Raw genomic sequence first — 25,944 nt, forward strand, 5'->3', positions numbered from 1 at the left:
AGAGCTTTTATTTTAATCTACCACTAGCACCAATCATCTTTGGAGAGTAAAATGTACATACTTGAGTGTTTTACTCAGGTATTTTCATCTTTTCTGTTAACGCATATCGAGAGAGTAGAATAAAGCTATGATCAATATTTCTGAAACCGCACAAGAGCATTTTGTTAAGTTATTATCACAACAAGCTGAGGGTACAAGTATTCGCGTATTTGTTGTAAACCCAGGAACAGCTAGCGCTGAATGTGGTGTTTCTTATTGTCCTGCTGACGCTGTTGAGCCTGAAGATATTGAACTACCTTTTGAGAAGTTTTCCGCTTATATAGATGGTGCAAGTAAGCTTTTCTTAGAAGACGCTGAGATTGATTTTACAACAGATCAAATGGGTTCACAGTTAACACTAAAAGCACCTAACGCAAAATTACGTAAAGTAGGCGATGATGCTCCATTATTTGAGCGTGTTGATTACTTTTTGAAAGCAGAAGTTAACCCACAGTTAGCTGGCCATGGTGGCGAGTGTACTTTAATGGAAATAACCGAAGATGGTTATGCCATTCTACAGTTTGGTGGTGGTTGTAATGGCTGTAGCCAGATTGATGTAACGGTGAAAGATGGTATTGAGAAACAGTTAATTGAAGTTATGGGTGACGAAATTAAAGGTGTTAAAGATATGACTGAGCACGAACGTGGTGAACACTCTTACTATTAAGCCCTTTTAAACTCAGTTTAATCATTGAATAGACTATTAGAAAAACTAGGCCAAAACCCGCAACGCAGCTTGTCATTTTTTATGCGTGGGCTTGGCCTTTTTATTATTGGTGCTTTACTTATTTTTGTTGGCTACTATTTTCATCATTACTGGCAAATAGTAGGGTTGTGTTTTTTGATACCAGCCATTTTATTAGCTGCATACGGGTATATCGGTATGTTTGCTAATCGACTACTTAATATATTTCAAAGAAGAAAATATTAATTTTTAAAGTGGGCTCATGGAAAAATGATGGCTAGCAATAATAAAGCCTTCACGTAAGTAAAACTTATGAGCCATATAACGCTGTACTCCAGAGTCTATATGTAATTGCTGACAACCATTAGCCTTAGCATGCTCTTTAAGCCATTTAACCATAACCGCACCTGCAGATTTAGAACGTGCGTTCTCATTTGTTATTAAGTCATCTATATATAGATACTTACCCCAAGCAAGCTTTTGACCTATAACAAAACCACCTACACATACTATTTCGCCATTTTCTTCTATGTAAGCGATATTGTAGCCATCTTCCATTTGTTCACGGATTTGTGTTTTGATATAAGCAACGGGAAACTGAGTGCGTAACTGTTGAAGAACAGCCGCTATTCCTTGAATATTTGAATTGCTATCGGCTAATTTCACTTCCATTTTAGTTCCTTAATACGGTTGTCTACTCGGGAAATTTAAACTGTAACGTTTATTTATACAAAAGTCCCATCTCTATCTCATATAATACGACGATAGGTAATAATTTAACGGTCTAATAACACAACGTTATCGATCTTAACTTTGTTCATCAACTTAGAAACATTTTCTTAATTAAACGTCTGACAATAAGTACTTATCTAGATTAATATTAGTCATTTAATAATAGATAAGTGATGTAACATTTGCACATTATTATATTCACCTTACCTGAACGAGAGATTAACATGCTCATTAAAAAGCTCACTTTCCTATTTTTTATATGTACTCTAATATCTTCATTATTTATTACCAGTAAAGCAGCAGTAATCTTACAGTATCATCATGTAAGTGACTCTACGCCAAAAAGCACGTCAATATCTCCAAAACAATTTGAAGTTCACTTACAATATTTAGCTGATGAACAATTTAATGTGATCCCGTTACCTCAGTTAGTTAACGCATTAAAAAACAAACAAAGCTTGCCAGATAAAACGGTCGCGATAACTTTTGACGATGCCTATAGCAATATTTTGTCGCAAGCTAAGCCTATACTGGATAAATTTAAGTTTCCTTACACAATCTTTATTAATCCTCAATTAATCAACTCATCTCCCAAACCTTATCTTTCATGGGATCAAATCACCACACTGTCAGATTTACCGAATCAACAAGTAACGATAGCCAATCATGGCTTAACTCATGACTCGTTTGCTAGACAAACCAAAAACAAATCAAAAGAAGAATGGTTCACGCAACAAACCAATAATTTACTTTTAGCAGAATCAATTATTGAAGAGCACACAGGGAAAAGCTTTAAGTTCTTTGCTTACCCTTATGGTGAATATACATCTGAGTTACAACATTGGTTAAATGAAAATGATTTTGTTGCCTTTACACAACAATCTGGAGCAGTAGGACTAAGTACAGATTTAACCGCTATTCCTCGTTTTCCTGCTTCTCAACCTTATGATCAAATAGCAAGTCTAAAAGATAAGCTTTATTCAATGCCACTTGATTTATCAATGTTAATTACAGATACAAGTAACCATCAGAGCCCTATTACAACTTACAGCAGCATTAAGGATGTAACTTTCAATGTAAAAGTTGAAGACTTTAATCGTAATTTATTAACTTGTTATATATCAGGAATAGGAAAGCAGGAAGTTGAATGGATAAGCGCTGACAAGTTTACTTTAACTTTTTCTAAATCTTTGCCTATAGGTAGAGTTCGCAGTAATTGTACGGCACCCAGTATAGAGAAGTCAGGTCGATTTTATTGGTTTTCACAACCTTGGTTTGTTTTAAATGCAGATGGAAGCTGGTATCCACTATAGTTATATATCAAAAAAGCTTAATGTAATGATTACATTAAGCTTTAGATATTTTGTATCACACCATTTTATGAAATTTACTTAACCTGAACTCGGTTTAAAATGTTTTAATTCATTAAAATTATTACTTATAAAATTTAACGATGAAGCAAGTAAAAGTAGCTGTTAGAGAATAATATATTAGGCCGAACTCAGGTTACTTAATATTTAATGCCACTATTTTAGAAAAATCACTTACCAATTTATCGCCTTCTACAGTAGGTAATTTACCTAATACCTGATGAGGTTGAAAAATAGCAGATATGTTTCCATTTGGATTAATAAGCACTATGGATGCACTATGATCTACGGTATACATACCATCTTCAGAGCGTTCACCATCATTAATCGCGTACATTAAACCTAAGTTACGCGCAAATGGAAACAACACCTCATGACCACTATTTAGTGCGATAAATTCACTATTAAAATACTTAATATAACCTGCAAGTCTTTCTGTTGTATCGCGCTTAGGATCGACTGAAACCAAAATCACTTGAGTATTACTGGCAATAGCTTTCATATCATCATAAACAAAATTAAGCTCTTGTAATGTTGTAGGACAAACATCTGGGCAAGAAGTGTAACCAAAAAACACCCAAGACCATTGACCTTTAAGTTGCTCGTTAGTAAAACTTGTGTCGTTATGGTCTGTCATTTTAAATGGCTTGATCACTCGCTCTGTCTCATAATACAAAGCATATTCAGGTTTAGGTCCTTGGCTAAACTGAGAAAACATCAAAACGCCGGTGATCAATGCGGCTACTGCAACCACAACATATATAATTTTGTTCATAACTTACTTTAGACTCATTACTTTATAGTAAACCTTAGTGGCTATTATTCTATACATCAAGATAAAGGCAACAAGTAATGATCTACTAACAAGATAATAAACAGTAACATTAGATGTATTATTGAAAACCTAAAAGTGTCCATTGCAGTGTTTTCATCAGCATTAAATTTAAGTTTCCATGCATAAGCAAAGAAAATTAAATTTAGTGAAACAGCCCCAATTAAATACAACCAATTACACATACCAACTAAATAAGGCAGCAAACCTACAACAAATAATAAAACGGTATAAAGTAAAATTTGAGTTTTAGTAAAACTGACACCGTGAGTTACGGGCATCATAGGAATATTTACCTTGGCATACTCATCTTTACGATGGATTGCTAATGCCCAGAAATGTGGAGGTGTCCATGTGAATATAATCAAAACAAGAAGCAAAGCATGAGGATGGATTTCGTTAGTCATTGCAGTCCACCCCAGTAACGGAGGAATAGCTCCAGCTAAACCACCAATAGTAATATTTTGAGAAGTAGCACGTTTTAAATACATGGTATAAACAAAGCTATAGCCTACTAACCCAGATAAAGTTAACCATGCTGTAAGCGGATTAACTAATCCATAAAGAGTTACAAAACCAATAACAGCAATGCTTACCGCAAAAATAATGGCGTTCTTTGACGTTAGCCTGCCATTAGGCAAAGGGCGATTATAGGTTCGGCCCATTTCCCTATCAATTTTCTCATCAACAATATGATTAATTGCCGCTGCAGCTGAAGATAATAAACCTATACCTAACATAGCAGGTATTAAGAGTTGCCATGGAATAGTGCCTGGAACCGACAAGCTCATCCCAACTAATGCGGTTAATACCAGTAAAGCGACAACCTTAGGTTTAGTTATGTCGTAATAATCACGCCATGTGGCATGTGAAACTTTGATGTTTAACTCTGACGTTGTTGTATTCATATTAACCCCTATATTTTACGCTGTAAGCCGTACGTGAGGAGGATCAACGTTAACATTAAACATGCAGCCACCACATTGTGTGCAACCGCTACGCCTAATGGTAAAGAAAACCGAACATTACTTATACCTAACCCAACCTGACAAACTAAAACGGTAACGAGTGCCAAAGAAGTTTGCTGGAAAAAAGATGAAGATGCCTTACTCATTACCAAGAAAGACAACCACAGTAAATAAAGAGAAACAACAATAGCCCCAAACCTATGCATAACATGGATAGTAATCCGTGAAGCATGGCTCAAATGCCCATATTCATAAGTCTCTAATTCTGGTGGAATCAAATCAAAAGAATCTTCAAAAGTCAGCTGTTCTTGCCAACCTGCTTGGCAGATCGGTAACTCTGTACAAGTTAGCGCCGCATAATTTGAAGAAGTCCATCCGCCTAAAGCTATTTGTCCTGTAAGTAAAACAATACCCAACAAACCAAACTTGGCCATTCGTCTTAATGAGGTATTACCTTCGCGTACATGAAAACGCTTTATTCTCAAATACAATAAAAACAACAGACATAATGTTGTTAAACCTCCCAATAAATGAGCCATAACAACAATAGGCATAAGCTTCATCGTAACAGTCCACATCCCTAAAGCTGCTTGAAAAGTAACAACACATAAGATCAAAATTGGTAGAAATACTGGACTACCTACCTCTCTATTTTTAATTGATAAAAAGGTAATAAGAAGTATCAATAAACCCAACGCACCTGCGAAGTATCTATGGATCATTTCATTCCAAGCTTTTTCAGGTTCTACAGGCCGATCAGGAAAGGCTGCTTCTGCCTTTAATATTTCTTCACTTGTATGTGGAACATCATGAAAACCATAACAACCAGGCCAATCTGGACAACCTAACCCCGCATGAGTCAAGCGCGTATATGCACCTAAACTCACGACTATAATGGCTAATAAAATACTAACTAACACCAATGTTTTTATATTTGTAATGTTACGGCTCATCACGACTATCCATTTTAATGTGTATCAATCTACATTTAATCGAACAAATACCTAACCAATTTACTAGTTAACCAATCTTTGAATATTTGAGTAATTTCTTCATATCAGCAAGAATTCCTTTACCAAACATCGCCTGTTCTTCGACAAATTCAGGCGGTTTATGCTCTAAAATAATATTACCTAATGGGTCGATTAATAATACCGTTGGTTGTTGAATAAGAAGATGTTGCTTACTAGGAGATGGGATAACTGACCATATTGCTTGGTCTAAATGGCTTAGTTGATCGCTAGATAAACTATGTTTATAAAGAGCTACATTTCTAACTTTTGGTTTATCTTTTCCTAAAGCTACAAGCGTATTGTTTACGCTCAATAATGTTTGTTCGCAATGTTCGTTACAATCGTCAGGTAAGGCATATAAAATTAACCACATGTTATTTAATTCGTCATCAACAATACCAAGTTCTTGTAAAGTTAATTCATTTTCAACAAGAGTGCCTTTATTAGTAACTCCATATTCAAGCCAGTTTTGAGTTAATGCTAATTTAGCTAAAACAATAGGTAAAACAAACACGGCTATTACCAGTAATAAATTACGACGAGATTTATGTTTTTGTACATCACTCATACATCCAGATCCTTTATTTTATTATTAGCTTTTTCGTTTATTGGATTTTCTTCATCACAAGTTCGATTAAATTTAATTGAAGCCCAAAACATTAGAATTAGCCAGGCTAGCGCTAAACTAAACCACTGAAATGCATATGCTCGATGTTTTTCAGGTGGCATCACAATGGGTTGCCAATTTTTCTTATACCCTAATGTTTCTTCTTCATTCACATACACAATAAAAGGTAAAAGATTTTTTTTAATCACAGTAGAAAACTTATCTAACTCTACTTGCTGCACTCTTAGAGGCCATGAAACTTCAGTAAAGTTTTGTTCCATTAACAATATGCCTTTGTCCATTAATCGTATATGACCATTTATTTCAAAAGCACCTTTTATAGGTTTTATATCAGGTATCTCGGCACGATTAATTGATCCCATAACCCAACCCAAGTTCACGAGTACAGATTGGTTATGATCAGTAAAAACTTGATAAACGCGATAACCTAATTGCCCTTCATTCGTTTGATTATCGAGAAGAAATAAAATGTCTTGCTCAAACTCACCTTTAAGTTTAATCGGATAATCGTTTATCTCTTTTAAAGGAAAATTTTGTATTTCAGTTAATGACATTGCTGTGGTTTGACTCAATTGAGTTATATTTTTCAAACGAGTTTCTTTTTCTATAGCTCTATCACTTTGCCATAATCCTAATTTTACTAATGCTATAAAAACCAGTAGTGTAAATATCAACCAAGGCAGACGAATGTTTGAGAACAGATTTTTCAAACAATTAATTCCTTAAAACAAAACAATAGGAAACGGCGAATTGATCATTAAAATAATACTTGTTGGTTGTTTGATTTTTATGGTTTACAACCTCTTTAAAACGTTAATTATTATGAATAAAAACGATCCTAATCAGCCATCAATGTCTAAGTTTATTGGTCGAAGAGTTATGATGTCCGCATTCATTGTTATATTAATACTAGTGGGAATTATGACGGGGCTTATTACACCAAATCCTACACCCCATTAACGAAAACTAGAGCAAAGTAAAATACTCACAATTTACCTTGCTCATGTTTTAAAAATTCACCTTTATATAACGTAAACAAAAACAAATAATATTACCCAAACCACATCAACAAAATGCCAATACCAACTTGCTGCTTCAAATGCAAAGGCATTAGTTGAGCTAAAATGCCCTTTCCAAACTCTAATAAATACAACAATTAACATTATGGTACCAAGAGTTACGTGCATCCCATGAAAACCAGTTAATAAATAAAAAGTTGAGCCATAAATACCACTTGTTAAATAAAGCTGCATTTCTTCAGAATAACCATGAGCATATTCTTGAACTTGAAAAAATAAGAAAACCACACCTAAAACAATAGTTAAACCTAACCAAAGTTTAATGCCTTCTCTATTATCTTTTGCTAAAGCAGAATGAGCGAAATGTGCGGTAATAGATGATGTTAATAACAATACGGTATTAATTAGCGGTAATCCGTACCAGCCCATCTGAGTAGTTTCTGTGCCACCAGGAGTAGTAATCAATGGCCAAACAGCTTTAAATTCAGGCCATAACACTGCACCTGTCATTTCATTATTGCCTGCGCCACCTAACCAAGGTACTGATAAGGTTCTTGCATAAAATAACGCGCCAAAAAAAGCGGCAAAAAACATAACTTCTGAGAAAATGAACCAACTCATACCTTGTCGAAATGAGTTGTCCATTTGGTGACTATATTTACCTGACATAGATTCATTTATTACATTACTGAACCAGCCATATAACATATAAACCACTAAACCAATGCCAGCAATAACTAAATAACCGCCTACACCACTTTCTTCATTATTCATATTTGATACAAAATTTGCTGCACCGATTGCTATTAAAAATAGCGCAACTGCACCGACTATTGGCCAATGACTTTGAGCCGGCACATAATAATTTTCATATTCTTTAGTAGCCATTAAATTTCCCCTAATTATGAGCTAAACACGCAATATTCTTTTTACGAGTCAACCTTGCCTGTTACATCATATAAAGTATAAGACAAGGTCACTGTTGAGATATCTTCGGGTAACTCAGGATCAACATAAAACTGTAAGCCCATTTCTACTTCTTCATTACTTTTCAAAGGCTGCTGGGTAAAACAAAAGCACTCTATTTTTTGAAAATATGCTGCTGCTAAACCTGGCGATACAGAAGGAACCGCTTGCCCTACAATCGCTCTATCTGACTCGTTTTTAGCGTAAAATGTTACAAACTTCACTTCACCTGGATGTACCGTAATTTCACGTTGAATGGGTTCAAACTTCCATGGAATTCCTTGAGACATCCGACTAATAAACTGAACGTTAACGGTACGAGAGGTATCAACTCCACTGGCAGAATAACTAGCTGCCGTTTCATTTGTTTTTCCGTTTAATCCAGTAATGTCACAAAAAACATCATATAAAGGCACTAACGCAAAGCCAAAGCCAAACATACCAAATACGATAAGTATTAATTTAGTTAATACCGTTTTATTCTTTTTAGTATTTTCTGCTTTTTGTTCTATCACGTTAACCGCCTTATTAAATCACTAACTCGTCATAATGAATGACGAGTAGCTCATTACTAATCAATTTTTGGTGGTGTAGAAAACGTATGATATGGTGCAGGGCTTGCCACTTCCCACTCTAGCCCTTCAGCGCCATCCCATGGTTTAGCCGCAGCTTTTTCACCGCCACGAATACACTTAATAACAACAACTAAGAATATTAACTGTGATAAACCAAATGCAAATCCGCCAATACTTACCCATTTATTGAAATCTGCAAACTGAAGAGCATAGTCAGGAATACGACGAGGCATACCTGCTAAACCTAAGAAATGCATTGGGAAAAATAGTAAGTTAACTGAGATGAGTGAACACCAAAAATGCCATTTAGATAAAGCGTCGCTATACATATGCCCAGTCCATTTAGGTAACCAGTAATAGGCTCCCGCATAGATAGAAAATAATGACCCTGTTACTAATACATAATGAAAATGCGCAACAACAAAATAGGTATCGTGATATTGAAAATCGACAGGAGTCATCGCTAGCATTAACCCTGAAAACCCACCAATAGTGAATAAAATCACAAAGGCAATTGAGAACAACATAGGTGTTTCAAAAGTTAAAGAACCACGCCACATAGTTGCTACCCAATTGAATACTTTTACACCCGTTGGTACCGCAATCAGCATAGTGCAATACATAAAAAACAGTTCACCAAACAACGGCATACCAGTTGTAAACATATGATGAGCCCACACGATAAACGACAATAAAGCGATAGAAGATGTCGCATAAACCATTGATGCATAACCAAACAGTTTTTTACGTGAGAATGCTGGAATGATCGTAGACACAATACCAAAAGCTGGCAAGATCATAATATATACTTCAGGATGCCCAAAGAACCAGAAGATATGCTGGAACATAACGGGATCACCGCCACCTGCCGCATCAAAGAAACTTGTCCCAAAATACGTATCAGTTAATACCATAGTCACTACACCCGCGAGTACCGGCATTACCGCAATCAATAAATAAGCAGTAATAAAAAAGGTCCAAACGAATAAAGGCATTTTCATGTATGTCATGCCAGGAGCACGCAAATTCATGATGGTTACAACGATATTGATAGCCCCCATGATGGACGAAATACCCATAATGTGAACAGCAAAAACGAAAAATGCTGTACTACCATTTGAAAACGTTGTTGATAACGGAGCATAGAATGTCCAACCGAAGTTTGGCGCGCCTGACTCCATAAAGAATGAACTTAGTAAAATCCCAAAAGCAAAAGGTAAAATCCAAAAGCTCCAGTTATTCATACGTGGTAAAGCCATATCTGGAGCACCGATCATCATAGGTAGCATCCAGTTAGCAAAACCAGTAAATGCAGGCATGATAGCGCCAAACACCATAATTAATCCATGCACGGTGGTTAACTGATTAAAAAAGTCAGGTTCAACTATTTGTAATCCAGGCTGAAAAAGCTCAGCTCGAATTACCATGGCTAATGCTCCGCCAGTGAGTAACATAATAAAAGAGAACCACAGATATAACGTTCCTATATCTTTGTGGTTAGTGGTATACAACCAACGTTTTACACCTGTCATTTTATGATCGTGATGCTCGTCGTGCGAATCGTGATCAGACTGCTCTGTTGCTATATTTTCTGTTGTCATGTCTACCTCCTACTTCGCACTGGCAGCATCAACTGCTGCGGGTTGAACTACATCACCAGTATCGTTACCCCATGCATTACGTTCATAGGTAACTACTGCTGCTATTTGTGTTTTTGTTAATTGGCTACCAAAAGCCACCATAGATGGATTTTTCTTACTGCCATTAACAACTATATCGATATGAACCGCTACGTCGCCAAGTACAATTGGACCGCCTTTCAGCGCTGGAAATGCAGGAGGTAATCCACTACCTGACGCTTGATGACAAGCTACACAAGCCGTCATATAAACTTGTTCACCCATCTTCATTAATTCATCTTTGGTATATTCTTTTGATAAGTCTTCAGCAGGAATTACTTCTTTAGCAACTTCACTGACCTGACTTTCTTCATCAGTAGTAGCCTGCACACTGCTAGCTGCGGCACCCACAGCTGCTTGCACATCTGCGGCTTGTACTGCGTCACCTGTATTATTACCCCAAGCATTACGCTCGTAAGTTACAACCGCTGCAATTTGTTTTAACGATAATTGCTTGCCATAACCTTGCATGCCTGTACCAGCTATGCCATTGAAGACCGTTGTTATATGCCCATCGACACTCCCCGTAGCGATAGCACTACCTTTAAGCGCAGGAAATGCAGGAGGAAGACCTAAACCTGAAACCTGATGACATGCTGCACAATAGGCAACATAGGTAGTTTCACCCAATGTCATTAACTCATCCATAGAAACAGATGCGTTTAAAGAGGCTTTTTCAGCTTCAGCTGCTTTGGCTAATAATTCATGTTGTTCATCAAGCCACTGTGCATAGCCCTCTTCCGTTCTCACTTCAACAACGATCGGCATAAAACCATGATCTTTACCACATAGCTCAGCACATTGACCTCGATAAATACCCGGCTTATCAACTTTGGTCCATGCTTCGTTAATAAAACCTGGGTTGGCATCTTGTTTAACAGCAAACGCAGGAACCCACCAAGCATGAATAACATCATCAGACGTTATCAAAAATCTTACTTTTTTATTAACAGGTATAACGAGGTGTCTATCAACTTCAAGTAAATAGTTTTCACCTCTATCGGCGTGGTTTTCTAATTGATTTTCGTATTGATCTCTTGGCGTTGATAAAACAGAGTAAAATTCGATACCTTGATCGAAGTATTTATAGTGCCATTTCCATTGAGATGCAGTTACTTGAATGGTGACGTCTGAGTCGTCGTTATTTTCCATTTCAATTAAGGTTTTAGTGGCTGGGATAGCCATAGCAATTAGAATTACGATTGGGATAGCGGTCCAGAGTATTTCTACCTTGGTGCTTTCATGAAAAGAAGCTGCTTTTGCTCCTTTGGATTTCCGGTGGAAAGCTATAGACCAAAACATAGCGCCAAAAACAACAACACCAATTCCGGTACAAATATACATAACCAGCATATGTAGGTCATAAACTTCCCTACTTATTTCGGTTACACCTTTCGTCAGATTTAACTGCATCTCTGCCCAAACTGAACAGGAAAACAAACTCCCCAAGATCAGTAAACATAGGTTACGTCTTATCACACGACATCTCCCTCACTCCTCTATTTAACTTAACGCAAAAAAGACAAAACCTGCTCAATGAACAGTCATACTTTGTACGTTTCGCTACACTATTATTATTATTTTCTTTACGAGTGTTGAGTATTAGCCAGCTACTCAATATTATTTTTTTGTATACTTTCTATTCTAGAATTACTCAAATATCAAACTACGTCAAATTTTAAATTAGAGTAGCTACTTAAATAAAAACATAATAAATACAATAGAGTAAGAGCTCTAAGACAGCTAAGGCCTTATAAACGCTGAGGATACAAGTTGTTTTATTTTTAAACAACGTAACAATATGAAGAAATTTAAATTTTATTTAGATAGTTTTTTTGTGTTCAATTTTTATACTAACCTATCAACATTCATTTGAATTATGAAGATTGAAGTATAAAAATAAGAAACTAAGGTGAGATATTGAACTAAAGGAGGGAAAACAGAGTTTACTTTCAACTATGATTGTTTAAAAAGTAAACTCTAAGTAACTAAGTCTATATAGTTATACCAATTTGATTAATGAAGTGATCTACTTTTTCATGAGGAAAAATGGATAATTACAAGGCATAAAATTTAGTAAGTAGTTATTCTACTTATAAATTTTATAACGCCGTCATTATTAATTTTAACCGTTAAAAATGAGCAGTTAATTAATCAACTTGGTATTAACAATAAATTAGTATTACATCCAGTCTGCTGCGCGAATAACACCTACAGCAATACCTTCAACATTAAAGTGTTGGGTAGCAAGATCGACAACAATAGGAGAGAAATCTTCATTCTCAGCGTGTAAATAAACAACATTACCTTCGCGTTTAAAACGCTTTACCGTAACATCATCTTCAACTCTAGCAACAATTACTTGGCCATTTTTAACATCAGTCGTTTGGTGTACTGCAAGTAAATCACCATCAAGAATACCAATATCTTTCATACTTTCACCATCAACACGAAGTAAATAGTCTGCGCTTGGTTTGAAAAGAGTTCCATCTATTTTGTAATGCTCTTCAACATGCTCTAACGCAAGAATAGGTTCACCCGCAGCAACTTTACCAATAAGTGGCAAACCATCTTGCTCAACAAACTCATCAGCTAAACGAATACCACGAGAGGTGCCTGGTAACATGTTGATATAGCCTTTTTTAGCTAATGCTTTTAAGTGTTCTTCAGCAGCATTTGCAGACTTGAATCCAAAAAAATCGGCTATTTCTGCACGTGTTGGCGGCATACCCGTTTCAGATATTTTTTCTTTAATTAAATCGAAAATTTGTGATTGTCTAGGAGTTAGTGGGCGCATTATATTCCTTAGGTTATAACCTGTATTTTTCAACAGTAATAACTGTCAGTATATACAGCCTGTAAATAAACGCAAGCCTGATGTATTTACTCATTTTTTTCTATGAACAAATATATGAATTTAGAAATAATGAAGTGATAAATGATGACTATGTAACCTGAACCTAACATAAAAAAGCCAGTACACTTATTATAAGTGTACTGGCCATTTAAATAATTTTTATAACTTTCGTTATTTAAAAACGGTTACTAACCTTTTTTCACTGGAGCAGGTGTTTGCTCATTAGCATAATGCTCAAGGCTAGACCAACTTGGATCTTTCCATTCAGTTGGTGCTTCAAAATATTCTGGATGATGCTTTTTAGCGTAAGCACGTATTTTAGGTGATAATACTTCATCAGTATCATAACAACCCATCACACAGTCATAAGAAATATGACCTGGCGCTTGCCCCATTAACATCCACGGTAACCATGGTGTTATGCGAGTCCAGTTACCTGAGAACTCTAAACTTGTAACATTAGGGTTAGCTAAATCATCTTTATCAATTACGTAGTTAAACATTTCTGATACTTGATTCATTTTACCAGCAGATTCGCGTGGCCATTTTTCAGGTTGTAATGCTGATGGATAAAACAAATTAATGTTGTTCTGCATTAATATGCTACCACTTCCAGTATCAATCCACTTTTTAATAAATGGAATTTTTGGTGGCTTTTTCTCACCATTTAACCCGCCGTATGAAGGTGGTTGTGGGAAGAAAGGTGATATTACATGATTAAACGGGTCGTTAGCTATATGTACAACTTTTACTGTTTCATCAAGAAATGGATTATGATATTCCTCAAGAACTTCACCTGTTTTAAGATCAGTATAATAGCCTACTTCTCGTAAAAGTTTTTGGTAAGTACCGTCACCATTATCTTTTAATCTAGCGTAAGAAAAACCTTCAAAACCTAAAATGTCTTGTATTTTTTGACCAGGGATAACAGCTTTTACTGTACCTTTGTACCAACCAAACTTCTGTTTACCGAAATCTAAATCACCCATTAAGCGAGCAAATGCATCACGGTTCCATTCATTATCATCGTACTTCAATGTTGAGTAATCAACACCAAGTGCTTTCATATCTTTTGGTTTACCTGAAGACGCCATCGCAGTACCAATACTTGCGCCGGCTACAGTACCACCAATGGCGACACTAGCGGTTTTTATAAAATTTCGTCGTGAATTAGGCACAGTTGAATCGACCTCATTGGATTTCTTTTGCATTATTTCTCTCCAGTTATCGTTAAGTGAGGCGATCTTGTCTATCTTTTCCTGACCACCGAATTGTTATAATAGTATATCTTTATCGTTAATTACAAATGTATTTTCAGGTTAATTAAATAATAAATGTAAAATTATATTATCACCAAAGGATCATCTATTGTTGCTAAGGGCTCAACCCCATCTTTAGTAATTCGTACTAAGTCTTCTAAATGACAATTACCCCAACCAAGCTCTAAACAAGGGAAATCAACAGTTAATGTCATATTTTCTTCTAGCACTAGATCATCTTTAACCAGAAAAGGAACATTATCTCTATAAGGTTCATCAGTGTGTTGTAAACCTACAGAATGAGGAATAACACCTATTGGAGGAACAGTTACGCTCTTACTTGCCATGGCATGTCGAGCGACTTTTTCTATCTCGCTATAACGTACACCTGGACGCATAATTTGCAATGCAGCTTGCCAACCAACTTGTAAGAGTGCTGTTCGTTCTCGTACTTTTTTACTTGGCTCTCCAAGTACTATAGTCCGCGCAAAGTCACCATGGTAATAATTACTTTGGCTAACAGCATCAATCAAAAATGGCACACCTTCTTCAAGCTCTCCATTTGGAAACCCACCAACAGAGCCTCCCACCAACCAAGTCACCATAGCTCCTTGTTTGGCAGCTTCTACCCTAAAAATATGATCCATTTCATGATTATTAACACCTTTATCCAGCTTTGAAAGCATATTCATGGCAGCTTTTTGATTCATTTTTGCTATATTGGCCATATGCCCTAATTCGACGTTTGATTTAACTACTCGAATTTTTCTGAAAATGTTGTCACCTTCTATACATGTTGTTTTATCATGACCAGCTCGAGCTAATGTTAGCTGTATACTTATATCATCAACGGCCACTTTGCTTTTGTCTAAACCAGCCTCCTTCAATGCTTTTACCAACGCATGCTCTGGAGTAGGTGAAAACTCGCCTTTAAACTTCTCGTCCATCGCTACCCACTCTTTTTCTCTAGAAGAGAAACCTGACGGATTTTGTGCCCAAATTGTTGAAAATCCAGAATAAGCCTCAGGAGCCTTGGCGCTTTGAGTTTTACCTTCAAAATCTTGCCAATTAGCTGGTAGTGAATAAGGAATAATCATTGGATATTCTTTGGCTGCATTAGCAATTGTCCAAAGGTCACCGCTACCAACAACTAAAATAGTAGGTTTTGATTTATCACGAGGAAACACAGCAAAGCTTGCATCACGGCGCTGCATTTTGTCATAAAAACTCACATGGTTAGTTAAGTAGAATACATTAATAGGGTTAACTGCGACTAAACCGTCTAAATTATTTTCCTCAAGTATCTTGTGAATATGAGGTAAATTAATAAGGGAGCGTCCATCTGTATCTATACTTGTTTCAGGCATGCCCCAGTTTGCAGAGGCTGAATTCGAGGTTACACCGCCAATAGCAGCTCCACCTAAAACTAAAGTACCTTTTAATAAATCTCTTCTACTAAGCATATTCACTCCTTTTTATGCATGCTTCCACACACATTAAAAAATATCAGTCATCAAACTTTAAATAATCTACAAAAGAGCTTTATAAAGATTTATAAGATTTGTATAGAAAGATTATTCATAAAATAAATTATAAGTACATTTATGGCTTATAAAGGAATGTATAGCCTTGATCTTTGTCAACTTAACAACAAAACTCATGTTATGAATAGACGTTAATTTCAATATTTCTGTATGCTATTAAAGTATGTTTTTTATGTATATTTGAGCGTAATTAAAAATAATTTTATATGTAAAGAACACTAATTTTTGTATATAAAAACAATTAAACCAATGTTTTATAAGAAAAAAACAAAAACATAGGCACGTTTGTTTTTTAATCAGGTAATGCTTGAAAGTCATAATGATATATACTAGTATCATTATGAAGTTCAAAAACAATAACAATACCGAACGATTAAATGAATGCTCACAATACTTAAAACTAAGAGCACTTTAATACGACAATTACAACACAGCAGCGGGAACATCACATGAGCACTAACTTTAAAATTAAAGCTTTACCCTTAGCAGTAGCGACAATATTAAGTTCACTACATAGTCTTCCTACAATGGCTCAAGAAGCTGAAACACCAGAAGCAGAAAAGAAAGAGTATATTGAAAGTATTACCGTTACAGCACGTAAAGTAGCAGAGAGAATAGTTGATATTCCTTTATCTGTGAGTGCATTCTCAGCAAAAGATATGCGCCAAAAAAGTATTGAAGAGTTAGACGATATTGCACTATATACACCTGGTTTATCCTTTGAAGATTTTTCTAATGGTAGCTTTGGTTCTCCTGTTGTTCGTGGTGCATCACAATTTAGTGTTGACCAATTAGAGCAAAATGTTTCTACGTTTATCGATGGTGTCTACATACCACGTCAATATGCATTAGACCTTGGTACATTAGATATGGAACGTGTAGAAGTTGTAAAAGGTCCGCAAAGTGCTTTATACGGTGCGAACGCATTTTTAGGTGCAATAAATTATGTAACACGTAAACCTGATCTATCTTTTATGTACGGTGATGTTGAAGTCACCATTGGTGACGGCGGACGCCAAGATCTTTCTGGTGAAATTAGTGTACCTCTTATTGAAGACGTATTAGCAGTTAAAGTTACCGGCTCAATCAGTGAATATGATGGTGATTGGGATAATTCACACCCAGGCGCTAATTTAGCAACAGACTTAGGTACTGATGAAGACCTAGGTGGTTGGGACAACGATTCGTATGGCATATCTTTTGTAGCGCAACCAACAGATTCTCTTAACTTAGAACTTGCTTACAATTCTTTTAACGCTGTAACTGAAAGTAAAGCACAGTCAAGATTATCGGCTTTTTCAGGCGATTTAAATTGTGGTGGTTCATCGTTTGGTTTCTCAAAAGTGCTTTGTGGTGAAATACCAGACACACCAAGAGAAGCTGGTTCGGAAACAGAAGTTGGATTCCAAATAGACCCACGTTCATATACTAAATCGGAAAATGATATTCTTCGTATTGCAGGTACTTATGAATTAAGCGCAGAAATGAACCTTAAGTATCAGTTTGCCAATATACAAGGTGAAGTATTTAGTGCTGGTAACTCAGATCGTAGCCCATTAGTAGGTACTGCTGACTTCTTTACAGGTCAAGTGAGTAACTTTTTCACTGTACTGCCTGTTGGTGAATTTGATTATGACTCTCATGAACTTCGCTTAGAATATACGGCTGAAGATGGTCTGTATATGATGGTAGGCCTTTATACAAGTGATGGTCGTGATCTAGATGATGGTGAAGCAGGCTTTGCTGCTCCACTTTGGTTTGAGTCTGCAGAACCAATAACTGAAGATGATTTAGGAGTAACAAATAACGCATTAACTGAAACGAAATCAAAAGCGATTTTTGGTCGAATTTCAATACCATTTATGGATGATAAGCTTGTTTTCGCTGCTGAAGGTCGTTATACCGACGAGGAGAAAACAGGTTCTGATGCAACGGGTGAGTTTGTTTACGAAGATTCATATTTTAAACCACGTGTTTCTCTTGATTACCACGTAAATGATGACAACTTATTATACGTTTCTTACGCTCAAGGTTTAAAATCTGGTGGTATCAATAATGCAGTAGTTCAAGACGCAACTTTCGCATTTGTTCCTTTACCTGACGATGAACGTTTTTACGGTCCTGATGAAAACACTAGTTATGAGATTGGCTCAAAAAATAGATTTCTAGATGGTCGACTTTCATTAAATGCCGCAATTTATTATATCGATTGGAGTGATTTACAAGTAAGTGTTGCAGCAGAAGGCGCTACAGCAACGACTTCAACAATCACAGCTAACTTAGGTGCTGCTACTTCAAAAGGTATTGAGATTGAATCTACCTATGCGATTACAGACAACTTAACATTAAACGCAGGTTTAGCATTAAATGATGCAACCTATGATGATGGAACAGTATCACAACGTCTTGTGAGAGCAGGTTTATGTGACGGTATAGTATGTGATGCTGAAGGAAATATCGGTGGCAATACATTACAAAGAAGTTCAGATACACAGTTCAATTTTGGTATACAGTACGATGGCCAAATCAATAATGACTTAAATTATTATGGTCGCGCTGATGTAGCTTATCAATCTGAGCAATACTTATCAGAAATTAACGCTGCAACTATTCCATCAAGAACACTACTTAACCTACGTGCAGGAATAAGCTCAGAAGATTGGTCTGTAGAGTTGTGGGTTAAAAATGCGACAGATGAAGAATATGTATCAAATGCATTCTATATCGCGAGTCCATTCTTCGTAGATTATGTTCCTGCTTGGGGTAATTTACGTCGTATTGGCCTTTCAGCTAAATATAGCTTCTAATAAGCTAGCTAAAAATATAATACTGCAATGCTAAAAAGAGGGCTATTAGCCCTCTTTTTAGTTAAAAATTAAATTTTGTTAATTGTAAAAAGGTAAAAGTAAATGTTCAAAAAAGCGCTCAAATCTTTAGGGCTTGTTTTATTAACCGCTCTAATAGTTATCACCATTTTTGTTACCTTCAACTTTACCTACCTAAAACGTATTGTCACGAGTAAAGATATTGAACAAGTGAGGGTTGTTGATTGGTACGAACCCACTGTTGAGATGGCATTTAATCAAAAAGCTGAAAAGCTTGATCATATTCCAAACAACAATAATGCGATGAACGAACAATATGCAGAAGCAATTGACTATGCAGAAAAAATTAATAGTAGCGCATTTTTAGTATGGCAAGGTGGCGAGTTGATATTCGACAAATACTGGGCTCCATACAGTAAAGAGAATTACACACAAACCCACTCAATTCACAAATCACTGTTATCAATGTTGGTTGGTATAGCAGTTAAAGAAGGAAAAATTACTTCTCTTGACGATCCCGCTTCAAAATACATAAACGATTGGGTAGAGCAACCTTTAGGTCAAATTACAGTTAAAAATCTATTAACGATGACTTCAGGTTTAGGAGAAAAAAAGCCTCCTAACTTCTTCTTATTTAGTCAATTTATGCGTTTATTAAACGACCCTGATATTTCAGCCGTTGCTCGTTCATTACCGCAAAAAATAGCTCCAGGAACAGAATTCGAATATATAAACACCAATCCTCAATTATTAGTTGATGTACTAGAATCAGCTACAGGACAGGCATACGAAACTTATTTGCAAGACAAAATTTGGTCAAAAATGGCTGCTAATCCTGGCTATTTATGGATGGATAGAAAAAACGGTACACCTCATGGTTATTGTTGCCTTATAGCGCAACCTGAAGATTTATTACGTATTGGTCTGCTGGTATTAAATAAAGGAAAAATCAATGGTGAGCAAGTTGTTCCAAAGCAATGGATTGAAGAAGCAACGAGTCCATCTGCAAATAATCCAAATTATGGATATTTAATGTGGCGTGGCACACCTTATTCAGAGCGTCGAATCTATTCAGCATCAAGTCCTTTTAAAGCTTTGCATTCAGAACCTTACATTGCTGACGATGTACTTTTCTTTGACGGTTTTGGTGGCCAACGTGTTTATATTATTCCTTCACGAGATCTCATTATTGTTAGAGTTGGTGAAACTCGCATGGACTTTGATGATGCCATTTTACCTAATAGAGTAATCAGTGCTTTAGATGCAGAGAAACGTGTAGAAAATCACACTGCTACTCTTGAATATAGTGTAGGAGTTAGTAATACAACCATTAGTGCAGACCATAACAAGGCTATTAATTTACAAATAACTTACCCTACAAATGTTTCTGGTGAATTTCCACTTATCGTATTCTCACATGGTAGTTTTTTAGCTGCAGATACATACCACAACTTAATCGATACTTGGGTTAAGCAAGGTTATGTTGTAGCTGCACCTACCCATCTTGATTCTGGTGGTGTTGAAGCAGGAACAAAAGCACGAGAAGAGCATGGAAGTGATTGGTTAACTGCATCACGTGTGCTTGATATGAAAGTTACAGCAGATCAGGTAAACACAATACTTTCAAACATTGACGATTTTAATGGTCAAGTTTTAAATAACCAATATATAGCAGCGGGACATTCTTACGGCGCCTTAGCTGCACAAATTCTTGGAGGTGCAAGTCTTCAAGTTCAAGGTGATTCAACTCGAGCTATCCCTGAAAATTTAAAAGATGATAGAGCGACAGCAATTATAGCGGTATCTCCTCCCGGTACTATGGGAGAAAGACTGAAAGCAGAAGCTTGGTCAACGTTAGATACACCTCAACTTGTTATCACAGGCACTAAAGATGTACTTCCTCCATTTTGGCCTGATTACAAGATGCATCAAATATCTTATGAAAGTGCAAAACCAGGCAATAACTACCTACTGGTGTTAGATGGTGTTGATCACTATTACGGCAATCTAATCGGTAGACTAAATAAATCAGAAGCTCCACAACAGCAAGCCTTAGATGATGCTGCTGATATATCTTTACGCTTTATTCAAGCTCATTTAAATAACAAAAATTTGGTTCCAACTTCTTTCGCTAGTATGCCACTTGATGGTTACTCAACAATTGTAAGCTTTGAACATAGATAACCCAAATACATAATAATTATCAATCATAGAAGTAGGATAGTAGATATGACGACTAACAAAAAAAATGGTGGTTTTTTAGAGCAAGCTGGTTTGTTCTTTTCAGCTTTATTTTATATTTTATTCTCATGGCACTATTGGTGGTCAGGTGTTGCTCCTCGACTAATTCGTGGAAGTGCAGAGCGTGACGCCATTCATCATGCTCATTTAAGTATAGGAGCTACTCTTTTTGTATTTCTAATATTTTGTTTTCTTATCTGGTTATTTAAGCCTGGTGGCTCTGTAGTTTCAAAATTAAAAGCAGCCTTCAGTGACGGCAAAAGAACAGGCGTAAGCTTATTCTTTATTTTAATGTTTTTCAGTATGTTAAATGGCTTAGCGCAAGCATGGGCTAAAGATGAAGAAACGGCTTTCTTAGGTGTATTTAATTTACCGCATTTTGTCGATTGGTCATGGGGTACAGCAGGTTATATGCATTCTGCATTTTCAAATATAGCCGCTGCATTATTTTCTGGTATTGTATTTGTTTATCTTTATTCTCATTTAAAAAAATATGTAAGCCCTGGTATTGCAGTTGCTTTATTAATTATCTTACATTTACTAATTAACTTACCTAAACCACCATCAATTCACCCAATAGCGGCTTTTGGTACTTATGTTTTAACGCCAATGTATTACTTTATTGCACTAGCAATATACAGTTTGGCAAATAATCGTAAATTGGTTTACTGGCCAATCTATGCAGTATTCTTTGTGCTATTTATGTACCTGCCTTACTTTGCTTTTAAAGTATTACCACCTTGGCATCAAACTGCAGCTGCAGAAACTGTTTTAGTTGAATCAAAAACGGCACTAATACCAGCTCGCGCTAAAAGTGAAATATTTCCAGATGAAGCAAGTTTAGCTGAAGCTAAAAAAGCAGCATCGTGGTGTACTCAATGTCATAACGCAACTGTAAGCGAAACCCATTTATTAGGTCCAAATTTAGTCAATGTATACAACCGTCAAGCAGGTACTGTAAAAGGTTATGGTCGTTATTCCAAAGCAATGATAGACGCAGGCTTACGTGGTACTTTCTGGACAAGAGATAACTTATCTGAATTTTTATTACATGGACAAGAACTTGTTCCTGGTAATTTAATGAACCAACAAACAGACTTATCAGATCCAGCTAGACGTGAGAAAGTCATCGACTTCTTAGAATACATTTCAGCTACTGAGCAGGACTAATTATGAGTAAAGTAAAAACGGCCTTTAAAGTTCTTGGCGCTACATTAGGTGTATGCATCGTCGTAGCCGGTGCTCTTTACTTACAAGATACTCGTTTTTGGGACCGCTACTACTTAATCGCCACTAACAAAGGTGTATTACCACAGTCAGGTTGGGAAGATTCAGAATATACAGTTAAAGGTGGAGATCACTCTCTTCTAAAATTAGTAAAACCTGAAGAACGCACGATTTCATCTCAAGCAATTGCTGATGTCACTGATTATGCCGCGGCAAGAAACTCTACATCTTTACTCATTTGGCATCGAGGAAAATTACAAGCTAGAGAGCACTTTAAAGATTACACACCCGATTCGTTAATTGTCGGAAAAAGTATGGCAAAAATGGTTGTAGGTATTGTTATTGGACGTGCGATAAAAGATGGTTATATAGAAAGTCTAGATGAACCTGCTTCAAACTATATAACCGAATGGCAAGGTAGTGAGAAAGCCAAAATAACCATACGTAACATGTTACATATGGCAGCAGGTTTTGAACCTTTCTATACTTTAGACATGAGCCCATTTAGTAACTTTACTCGCTCATATATTGCAGGTAAAAATGAAGACGTCATCATTAATGGTTACGAGCTGATTAATGAACCTGGTACTGTGTATGATTACAGCCAAGTAGTGTCAGATTTACTTGGTTTAATTTTGGAGCGAGCGACCAAACAACCTTATGGCGAATACTTATCTAAATCACTTATTGTTCCTTTAGAGGCACAAGGTGGTCAAGTAATGATGAATCGCCCTGAAGGTCTTGCTCATACAGGATGTTGTTTACTACTTCCATCTGAAAGCTGGTTGCGTATTGGCATCATGTTAGCTCATCAAGGTGTTGTTAATAATTCATCTTTATTTCCAGATAATTGGATGCAAGAATATTTAGCACCTTCTCCAGCTAATCCAGCGATGGGTTTACACATTTGGTTGGGCGAACCTTACTTACCAAAACGTTCATGGACTGAAGTAGGCACACCTAAAAAGTTTGGTGTTACTCATAGCGAGCCTTACTTAGCTTCTGACTTATTCTTATTTGATGGTAGTGGACATCAAGTGGTGTACATTATACCGTCATTAGAACTAGTGATTGTACGTACAGGCGGGTTTACCTGGTCTGTGGGTAAAGAATGGGATAACGCATACATACCTAATACCATTATTAGAGGTATATTAGACGACCAATCTACCGAAGATTAATCTTATCTAATTTCAAATATAGTGTTTGATAAAAACAAAAAGCCCTTGCTGAATATTTCAGCAAGGGCTTTTATATAATTTGAGCAGACTAAGTTAACCTCAGCTCGGGATAAGCAAGTTCAACTTAACTAGAACGATGTTTTAATTTCAAATCTAGCTGTTGCACCATCGCCAATGGTTACATTGTTTATACCACCGCCAGCTAAGTAATCTTCATCAAATAAATTCTCAATATTTAAACGTAAATCAACATCTTTGCCCATAAATTTAGTTTTATAAGCAGCACCTACATCTACTCGGCTATACGCACCTTTCTCAACAGTATTTGCACTATCAGCAAAGCGTGTGCCTTGGTAAAAAATACCGGCATTTAGTGCTAACTTTTCAGTTAACTCATAGCGTGACCACAAAGAGGCTGACCATTTAGGTGCATCAACAGGTGTATTACCTTCAAAGCTTTCATCTTCTTCAAATTTTGCATCTAAATACATTACCGATGAAATCACAAACCATTTATCAGTAACGGCTCCTTGCGCAGAAAGTTCGATACCTTTATGAACTTGTAAGCCTGATTGAGTTGTTACAGTACTAAACTCAGAGTTATCAAGAAGATCTTCAGTTATGAGTGTACCGCTCTTTTCAATATCAAAAGCTGCAGCATTGATCAATAAATGTTCTGAAACTTGCCATTTAGCACCAATTTCAATTTGCTCAGAGGTAACAGCGTCAATCTCCATACCAAAGTTTTGATCAAGCTCGTCGTTAATCGTTTCGCTTGATTGTGGTTCAAAACCTTCCGAATAGTTAACGTAGATAGTACTACCTTCATTTGGGTGATATAACACGCCTGCTTTTGGTAATAATGACTCATTATCTGCACCTTCTCTATTTTGTTTATCGTAACGACCACCAATAGCAACTTGCCATTGGTCATTGAAGGTAATCAAATCTTGAAAGTAAATACCATAATAATCGTATTCAGTTTCACTCACTGTTAGATCTCTATTGTAGTCAAGATCAGGTCTTGATGGTTCAGTTTGCCCAGGAGTGAAAGTAATTGAGTCACCTCTTTCAATTAACTGACCGTAGTAATAATCAAGGCTGTTAGCTCCAATTAAGATATTGTGTTCAACACCAGCAAAAGATACTTGACCATTAATATCGATGAAAGCTGTTTTGAATTTCCAATCGTCATGACGGTCATATGGGTTTGAAGTATAGCTAGCTTCAGTACTGTAACTAGGGCTTGACTCAAAACGTTGTCGTTCAAAGTCTTGTTCGTTATAACCTACTTTAACTTCCCATTCAGGGTTAACAAAGTAAGTTAATTTAACACCTTTGTTTTCAACCGTAATATCTGTAAATGCCCAAGAAAAATCGTTAATAACATTTTTATCACTGATAACATCGCCATCAGTATTTATCCATGCGCCTGTATCTAAACCTGCTTTATCATTAGTCCTGTCGTAATAAGCATTAATAATAAAATTATCTGTTAGTTTATGTTCAACAACTAACGAGCCTAAAAAGCGATCACGTTCACGCTCTTCACCATTATAATACTCACGCTCAAAATCAACATCTTGTTTAACGACAACTGCACGGTAATTTGTATCTTCAAAAACTTCGCCGGCTGCATCTAACATAAAACGAGTTGAGCCGTTTTGATCAACATCTGCACTCAACTCTAATAAAGGTGTTGCTGTTGGTTGCTTAGTTACCATATTAATCAAGCCACCAGGAGCAGATTGACCGTATAAAATACTTGATGGGCCTTTGATCACTTCAACACGAGACAAAGTTTCAATAGGTTGTTGGTAATGAGACCAATGCTGATGACCGTCTCTTAAATAACCTGTAGACGAGCTTAACTCAAAGCCTCTCGAGCTAAAAACTTCGCGGTTTCTTTGTTTAGAACCTGGCGATAAACTCGCATCATTGTTTAGCACTTCGCCTAACGTAGTTGCTAACTGTTCATCAATAATTGTTTCTGGAATAACGGTGACTGATTGTGCAGTTTCTAGCAAAGAAACATTCGCACGCATCGCACCTGAAGCGTTTTCAACTTGGTAATTATTAAAATAGGTTCCTTTTACTTTAATTACTTCAATATCTTTTTCATTATTGTCTTTTGTTTCAGCTGCACTCGACAACGAAAAAAGCGCAAGATTAACACTAATAAAAACATGACTTAACTTCATTACAGTTCCATTCATTTGTTCAATTATTTTAAGTGGCACGGATAATAACACAAACGCGAATGATATCAATTCCTATTTGTAATAATGAAGTAAAGAAATCTTT

At 36.3% G+C, this 25,944-nt stretch carries 22 protein-coding genes; 8 read left to right on the top strand and 14 right to left on the bottom strand.

What is annotated here, in order from left to right; genetic code table 11:
• Positions 1-127: 127 nt before the first annotated feature.
• Positions 128-706: a Fe-S biogenesis protein NfuA gene (nfuA, locus tag Q5N69_RS04565; protein ID WP_304367672.1), complete on the top strand. Its 579-nt coding sequence runs from the start codon at positions 128-130 to the stop codon at positions 704-706.
• 24 nt (positions 707-730) lie between these two features.
• Positions 731-970: a hypothetical protein gene (locus tag Q5N69_RS04570; RefSeq protein ID WP_304367673.1), complete on the top strand. Its 240-nt coding sequence runs from the start codon at positions 731-733 to the stop codon at positions 968-970.
• A 3-nt stretch (positions 971-973) separates the two neighbouring features.
• Here Q5N69_RS04570 and Q5N69_RS04575 read toward each other — a convergent pair whose 3' ends face one another.
• A complete protein-coding gene (locus tag Q5N69_RS04575; protein WP_304367674.1) occupies positions 974-1,396 on the bottom strand; it encodes a GNAT family N-acetyltransferase in 423 nt (140 codons plus the stop codon).
• A 284-nt stretch (positions 1,397-1,680) separates the two neighbouring features.
• Here Q5N69_RS04575 and Q5N69_RS04580 point away from each other — a divergent pair, with 284 nt between their 5' ends.
• A complete protein-coding gene (locus Q5N69_RS04580; RefSeq protein ID WP_304367675.1) occupies positions 1,681-2,769 on the top strand; it encodes a polysaccharide deacetylase family protein in 1,089 nt (362 codons plus the stop codon).
• A 193-nt stretch (positions 2,770-2,962) separates the two neighbouring features.
• Here Q5N69_RS04580 and Q5N69_RS04585 read toward each other — a convergent pair whose 3' ends face one another.
• The 5 genes from Q5N69_RS04585 to Q5N69_RS04605 form a co-directional block, all read right to left on the bottom strand.
• On the bottom strand, positions 2,963-3,601 hold the full coding sequence (locus Q5N69_RS04585) for an SCO family protein (protein WP_304367676.1): 639 nt from the start codon (positions 3,599-3,601) through the stop codon (positions 2,963-2,965).
• Positions 3,602-3,657: 56 nt separating this feature from the next.
• Complete coding sequence (cyoE, locus tag Q5N69_RS04590; protein WP_304367677.1) at positions 3,658-4,566, bottom strand: heme o synthase; 909 nt, start codon at positions 4,564-4,566, stop codon at positions 3,658-3,660.
• 8 nt (positions 4,567-4,574) lie between these two features.
• Positions 4,575-5,579: a heme A synthase gene (locus tag Q5N69_RS04595; RefSeq protein ID WP_304367678.1), complete on the bottom strand. Its 1,005-nt coding sequence runs from the start codon at positions 5,577-5,579 to the stop codon at positions 4,575-4,577.
• Positions 5,580-5,646: 67 nt separating this feature from the next.
• The gene (locus Q5N69_RS04600; RefSeq protein ID WP_304367679.1) at positions 5,647-6,207 is read right to left on the bottom strand and encodes a hypothetical protein; all 561 of its coding nucleotides are present in this window, start codon (positions 6,205-6,207) and stop codon (positions 5,647-5,649) included.
• A complete protein-coding gene (locus Q5N69_RS04605; RefSeq protein WP_304367680.1) occupies positions 6,204-6,977 on the bottom strand; it encodes an SURF1 family protein in 774 nt (257 codons plus the stop codon). Before Q5N69_RS04605 ends, Q5N69_RS04600 begins: the two co-directional genes overlap by 4 nt.
• 40 nt (positions 6,978-7,017) lie before the next feature.
• Here Q5N69_RS04605 and Q5N69_RS04610 point away from each other — a divergent pair, with 40 nt between their 5' ends.
• Positions 7,018-7,227, top strand: coding sequence for a DUF2909 domain-containing protein (locus tag Q5N69_RS04610; RefSeq protein WP_304367681.1), 210 nt, complete (start codon positions 7,018-7,020; stop codon positions 7,225-7,227).
• 62 nt (positions 7,228-7,289) lie between these two features.
• Here the strand turns inward: Q5N69_RS04610 and Q5N69_RS04615 are convergent, their stop codons facing one another.
• The 7 genes from Q5N69_RS04615 to Q5N69_RS04645 all read right to left on the bottom strand — a co-directional run bounded on the left by Q5N69_RS04615 (position 7,290) and on the right by Q5N69_RS04645 (position 16,085).
• A complete protein-coding gene (locus Q5N69_RS04615; protein ID WP_304367682.1) occupies positions 7,290-8,174 on the bottom strand; it encodes a cytochrome c oxidase subunit 3 in 885 nt (294 codons plus the stop codon).
• A gap of 41 nt (positions 8,175-8,215) precedes the next feature.
• Positions 8,216-8,767: a cytochrome c oxidase assembly protein gene (locus tag Q5N69_RS04620; RefSeq protein WP_304367683.1), complete on the bottom strand. Its 552-nt coding sequence runs from the start codon at positions 8,765-8,767 to the stop codon at positions 8,216-8,218.
• Positions 8,768-8,823: 56 nt separating this feature from the next.
• Positions 8,824-10,428: a cytochrome c oxidase subunit I gene (gene ctaD, locus Q5N69_RS04625; protein ID WP_304367684.1), complete on the bottom strand. Its 1,605-nt coding sequence runs from the start codon at positions 10,426-10,428 to the stop codon at positions 8,824-8,826.
• A gap of 9 nt (positions 10,429-10,437) precedes the next feature.
• Positions 10,438-11,982: a cytochrome c oxidase subunit II gene (gene coxB, locus Q5N69_RS04630; RefSeq protein ID WP_304367754.1), complete on the bottom strand. Its 1,545-nt coding sequence runs from the start codon at positions 11,980-11,982 to the stop codon at positions 10,438-10,440.
• Between the two features lie 706 nt (positions 11,983-12,688).
• Complete coding sequence (lexA, locus tag Q5N69_RS04635; RefSeq protein ID WP_304367685.1) at positions 12,689-13,303, bottom strand: transcriptional repressor LexA; 615 nt, start codon at positions 13,301-13,303, stop codon at positions 12,689-12,691.
• Positions 13,304-13,551: 248 nt separating this feature from the next.
• Positions 13,552-14,574, bottom strand: a complete 1,023-nt coding sequence (locus Q5N69_RS04640) for a DUF1838 family protein (RefSeq protein ID WP_304367686.1) — start codon at positions 14,572-14,574, stop codon at positions 13,552-13,554.
• Positions 14,575-14,705: 131 nt separating this feature from the next.
• A complete protein-coding gene (locus tag Q5N69_RS04645; protein ID WP_304367687.1) occupies positions 14,706-16,085 on the bottom strand; it encodes a M24 family metallopeptidase in 1,380 nt (459 codons plus the stop codon).
• A 530-nt stretch (positions 16,086-16,615) separates the two neighbouring features.
• On the opposite strand from Q5N69_RS04645, the gene Q5N69_RS04650 reads away from it, so the two are divergent.
• From Q5N69_RS04650 to Q5N69_RS04665, 4 genes are all read left to right on the top strand, one after another.
• Entirely contained in the window at positions 16,616-18,973 is a 2,358-nt protein-coding gene (locus tag Q5N69_RS04650; protein ID WP_304367688.1) for a TonB-dependent receptor, read from the top strand.
• Positions 18,974-19,075: 102 nt separating this feature from the next.
• Positions 19,076-21,175 carry a serine hydrolase gene (locus tag Q5N69_RS04655; protein ID WP_304367689.1) on the top strand — a complete coding sequence of 700 codons (2,100 nt, stop codon included), beginning with the start codon at positions 19,076-19,078 and terminating at the stop codon, positions 21,173-21,175.
• Positions 21,176-21,220: 45 nt separating this feature from the next.
• Entirely contained in the window at positions 21,221-22,402 is a 1,182-nt protein-coding gene (locus Q5N69_RS04660; protein WP_304367690.1) for a cytochrome c family protein, read from the top strand.
• A 2-nt stretch (positions 22,403-22,404) separates the two neighbouring features.
• A complete protein-coding gene (locus Q5N69_RS04665) occupies positions 22,405-23,640 on the top strand; it encodes a serine hydrolase (RefSeq protein ID WP_304367691.1) in 1,236 nt (411 codons plus the stop codon).
• A 128-nt stretch (positions 23,641-23,768) separates the two neighbouring features.
• Here Q5N69_RS04665 and Q5N69_RS04670 read toward each other — a convergent pair whose 3' ends face one another.
• The gene (locus tag Q5N69_RS04670) at positions 23,769-25,841 is read right to left on the bottom strand and encodes a TonB-dependent siderophore receptor (protein WP_304367692.1); all 2,073 of its coding nucleotides are present in this window, start codon (positions 25,839-25,841) and stop codon (positions 23,769-23,771) included.
• Between the last annotated feature and the right edge of the window lie 103 nt (positions 25,842-25,944).

Origin of the sequence: Pseudocolwellia sp. AS88 (assembly GCF_030551755.1) — a bacterium.
In the GTDB taxonomy this organism is placed as follows: Bacteria; Pseudomonadota; Gammaproteobacteria; order Enterobacterales; family Alteromonadaceae; genus Pseudocolwellia.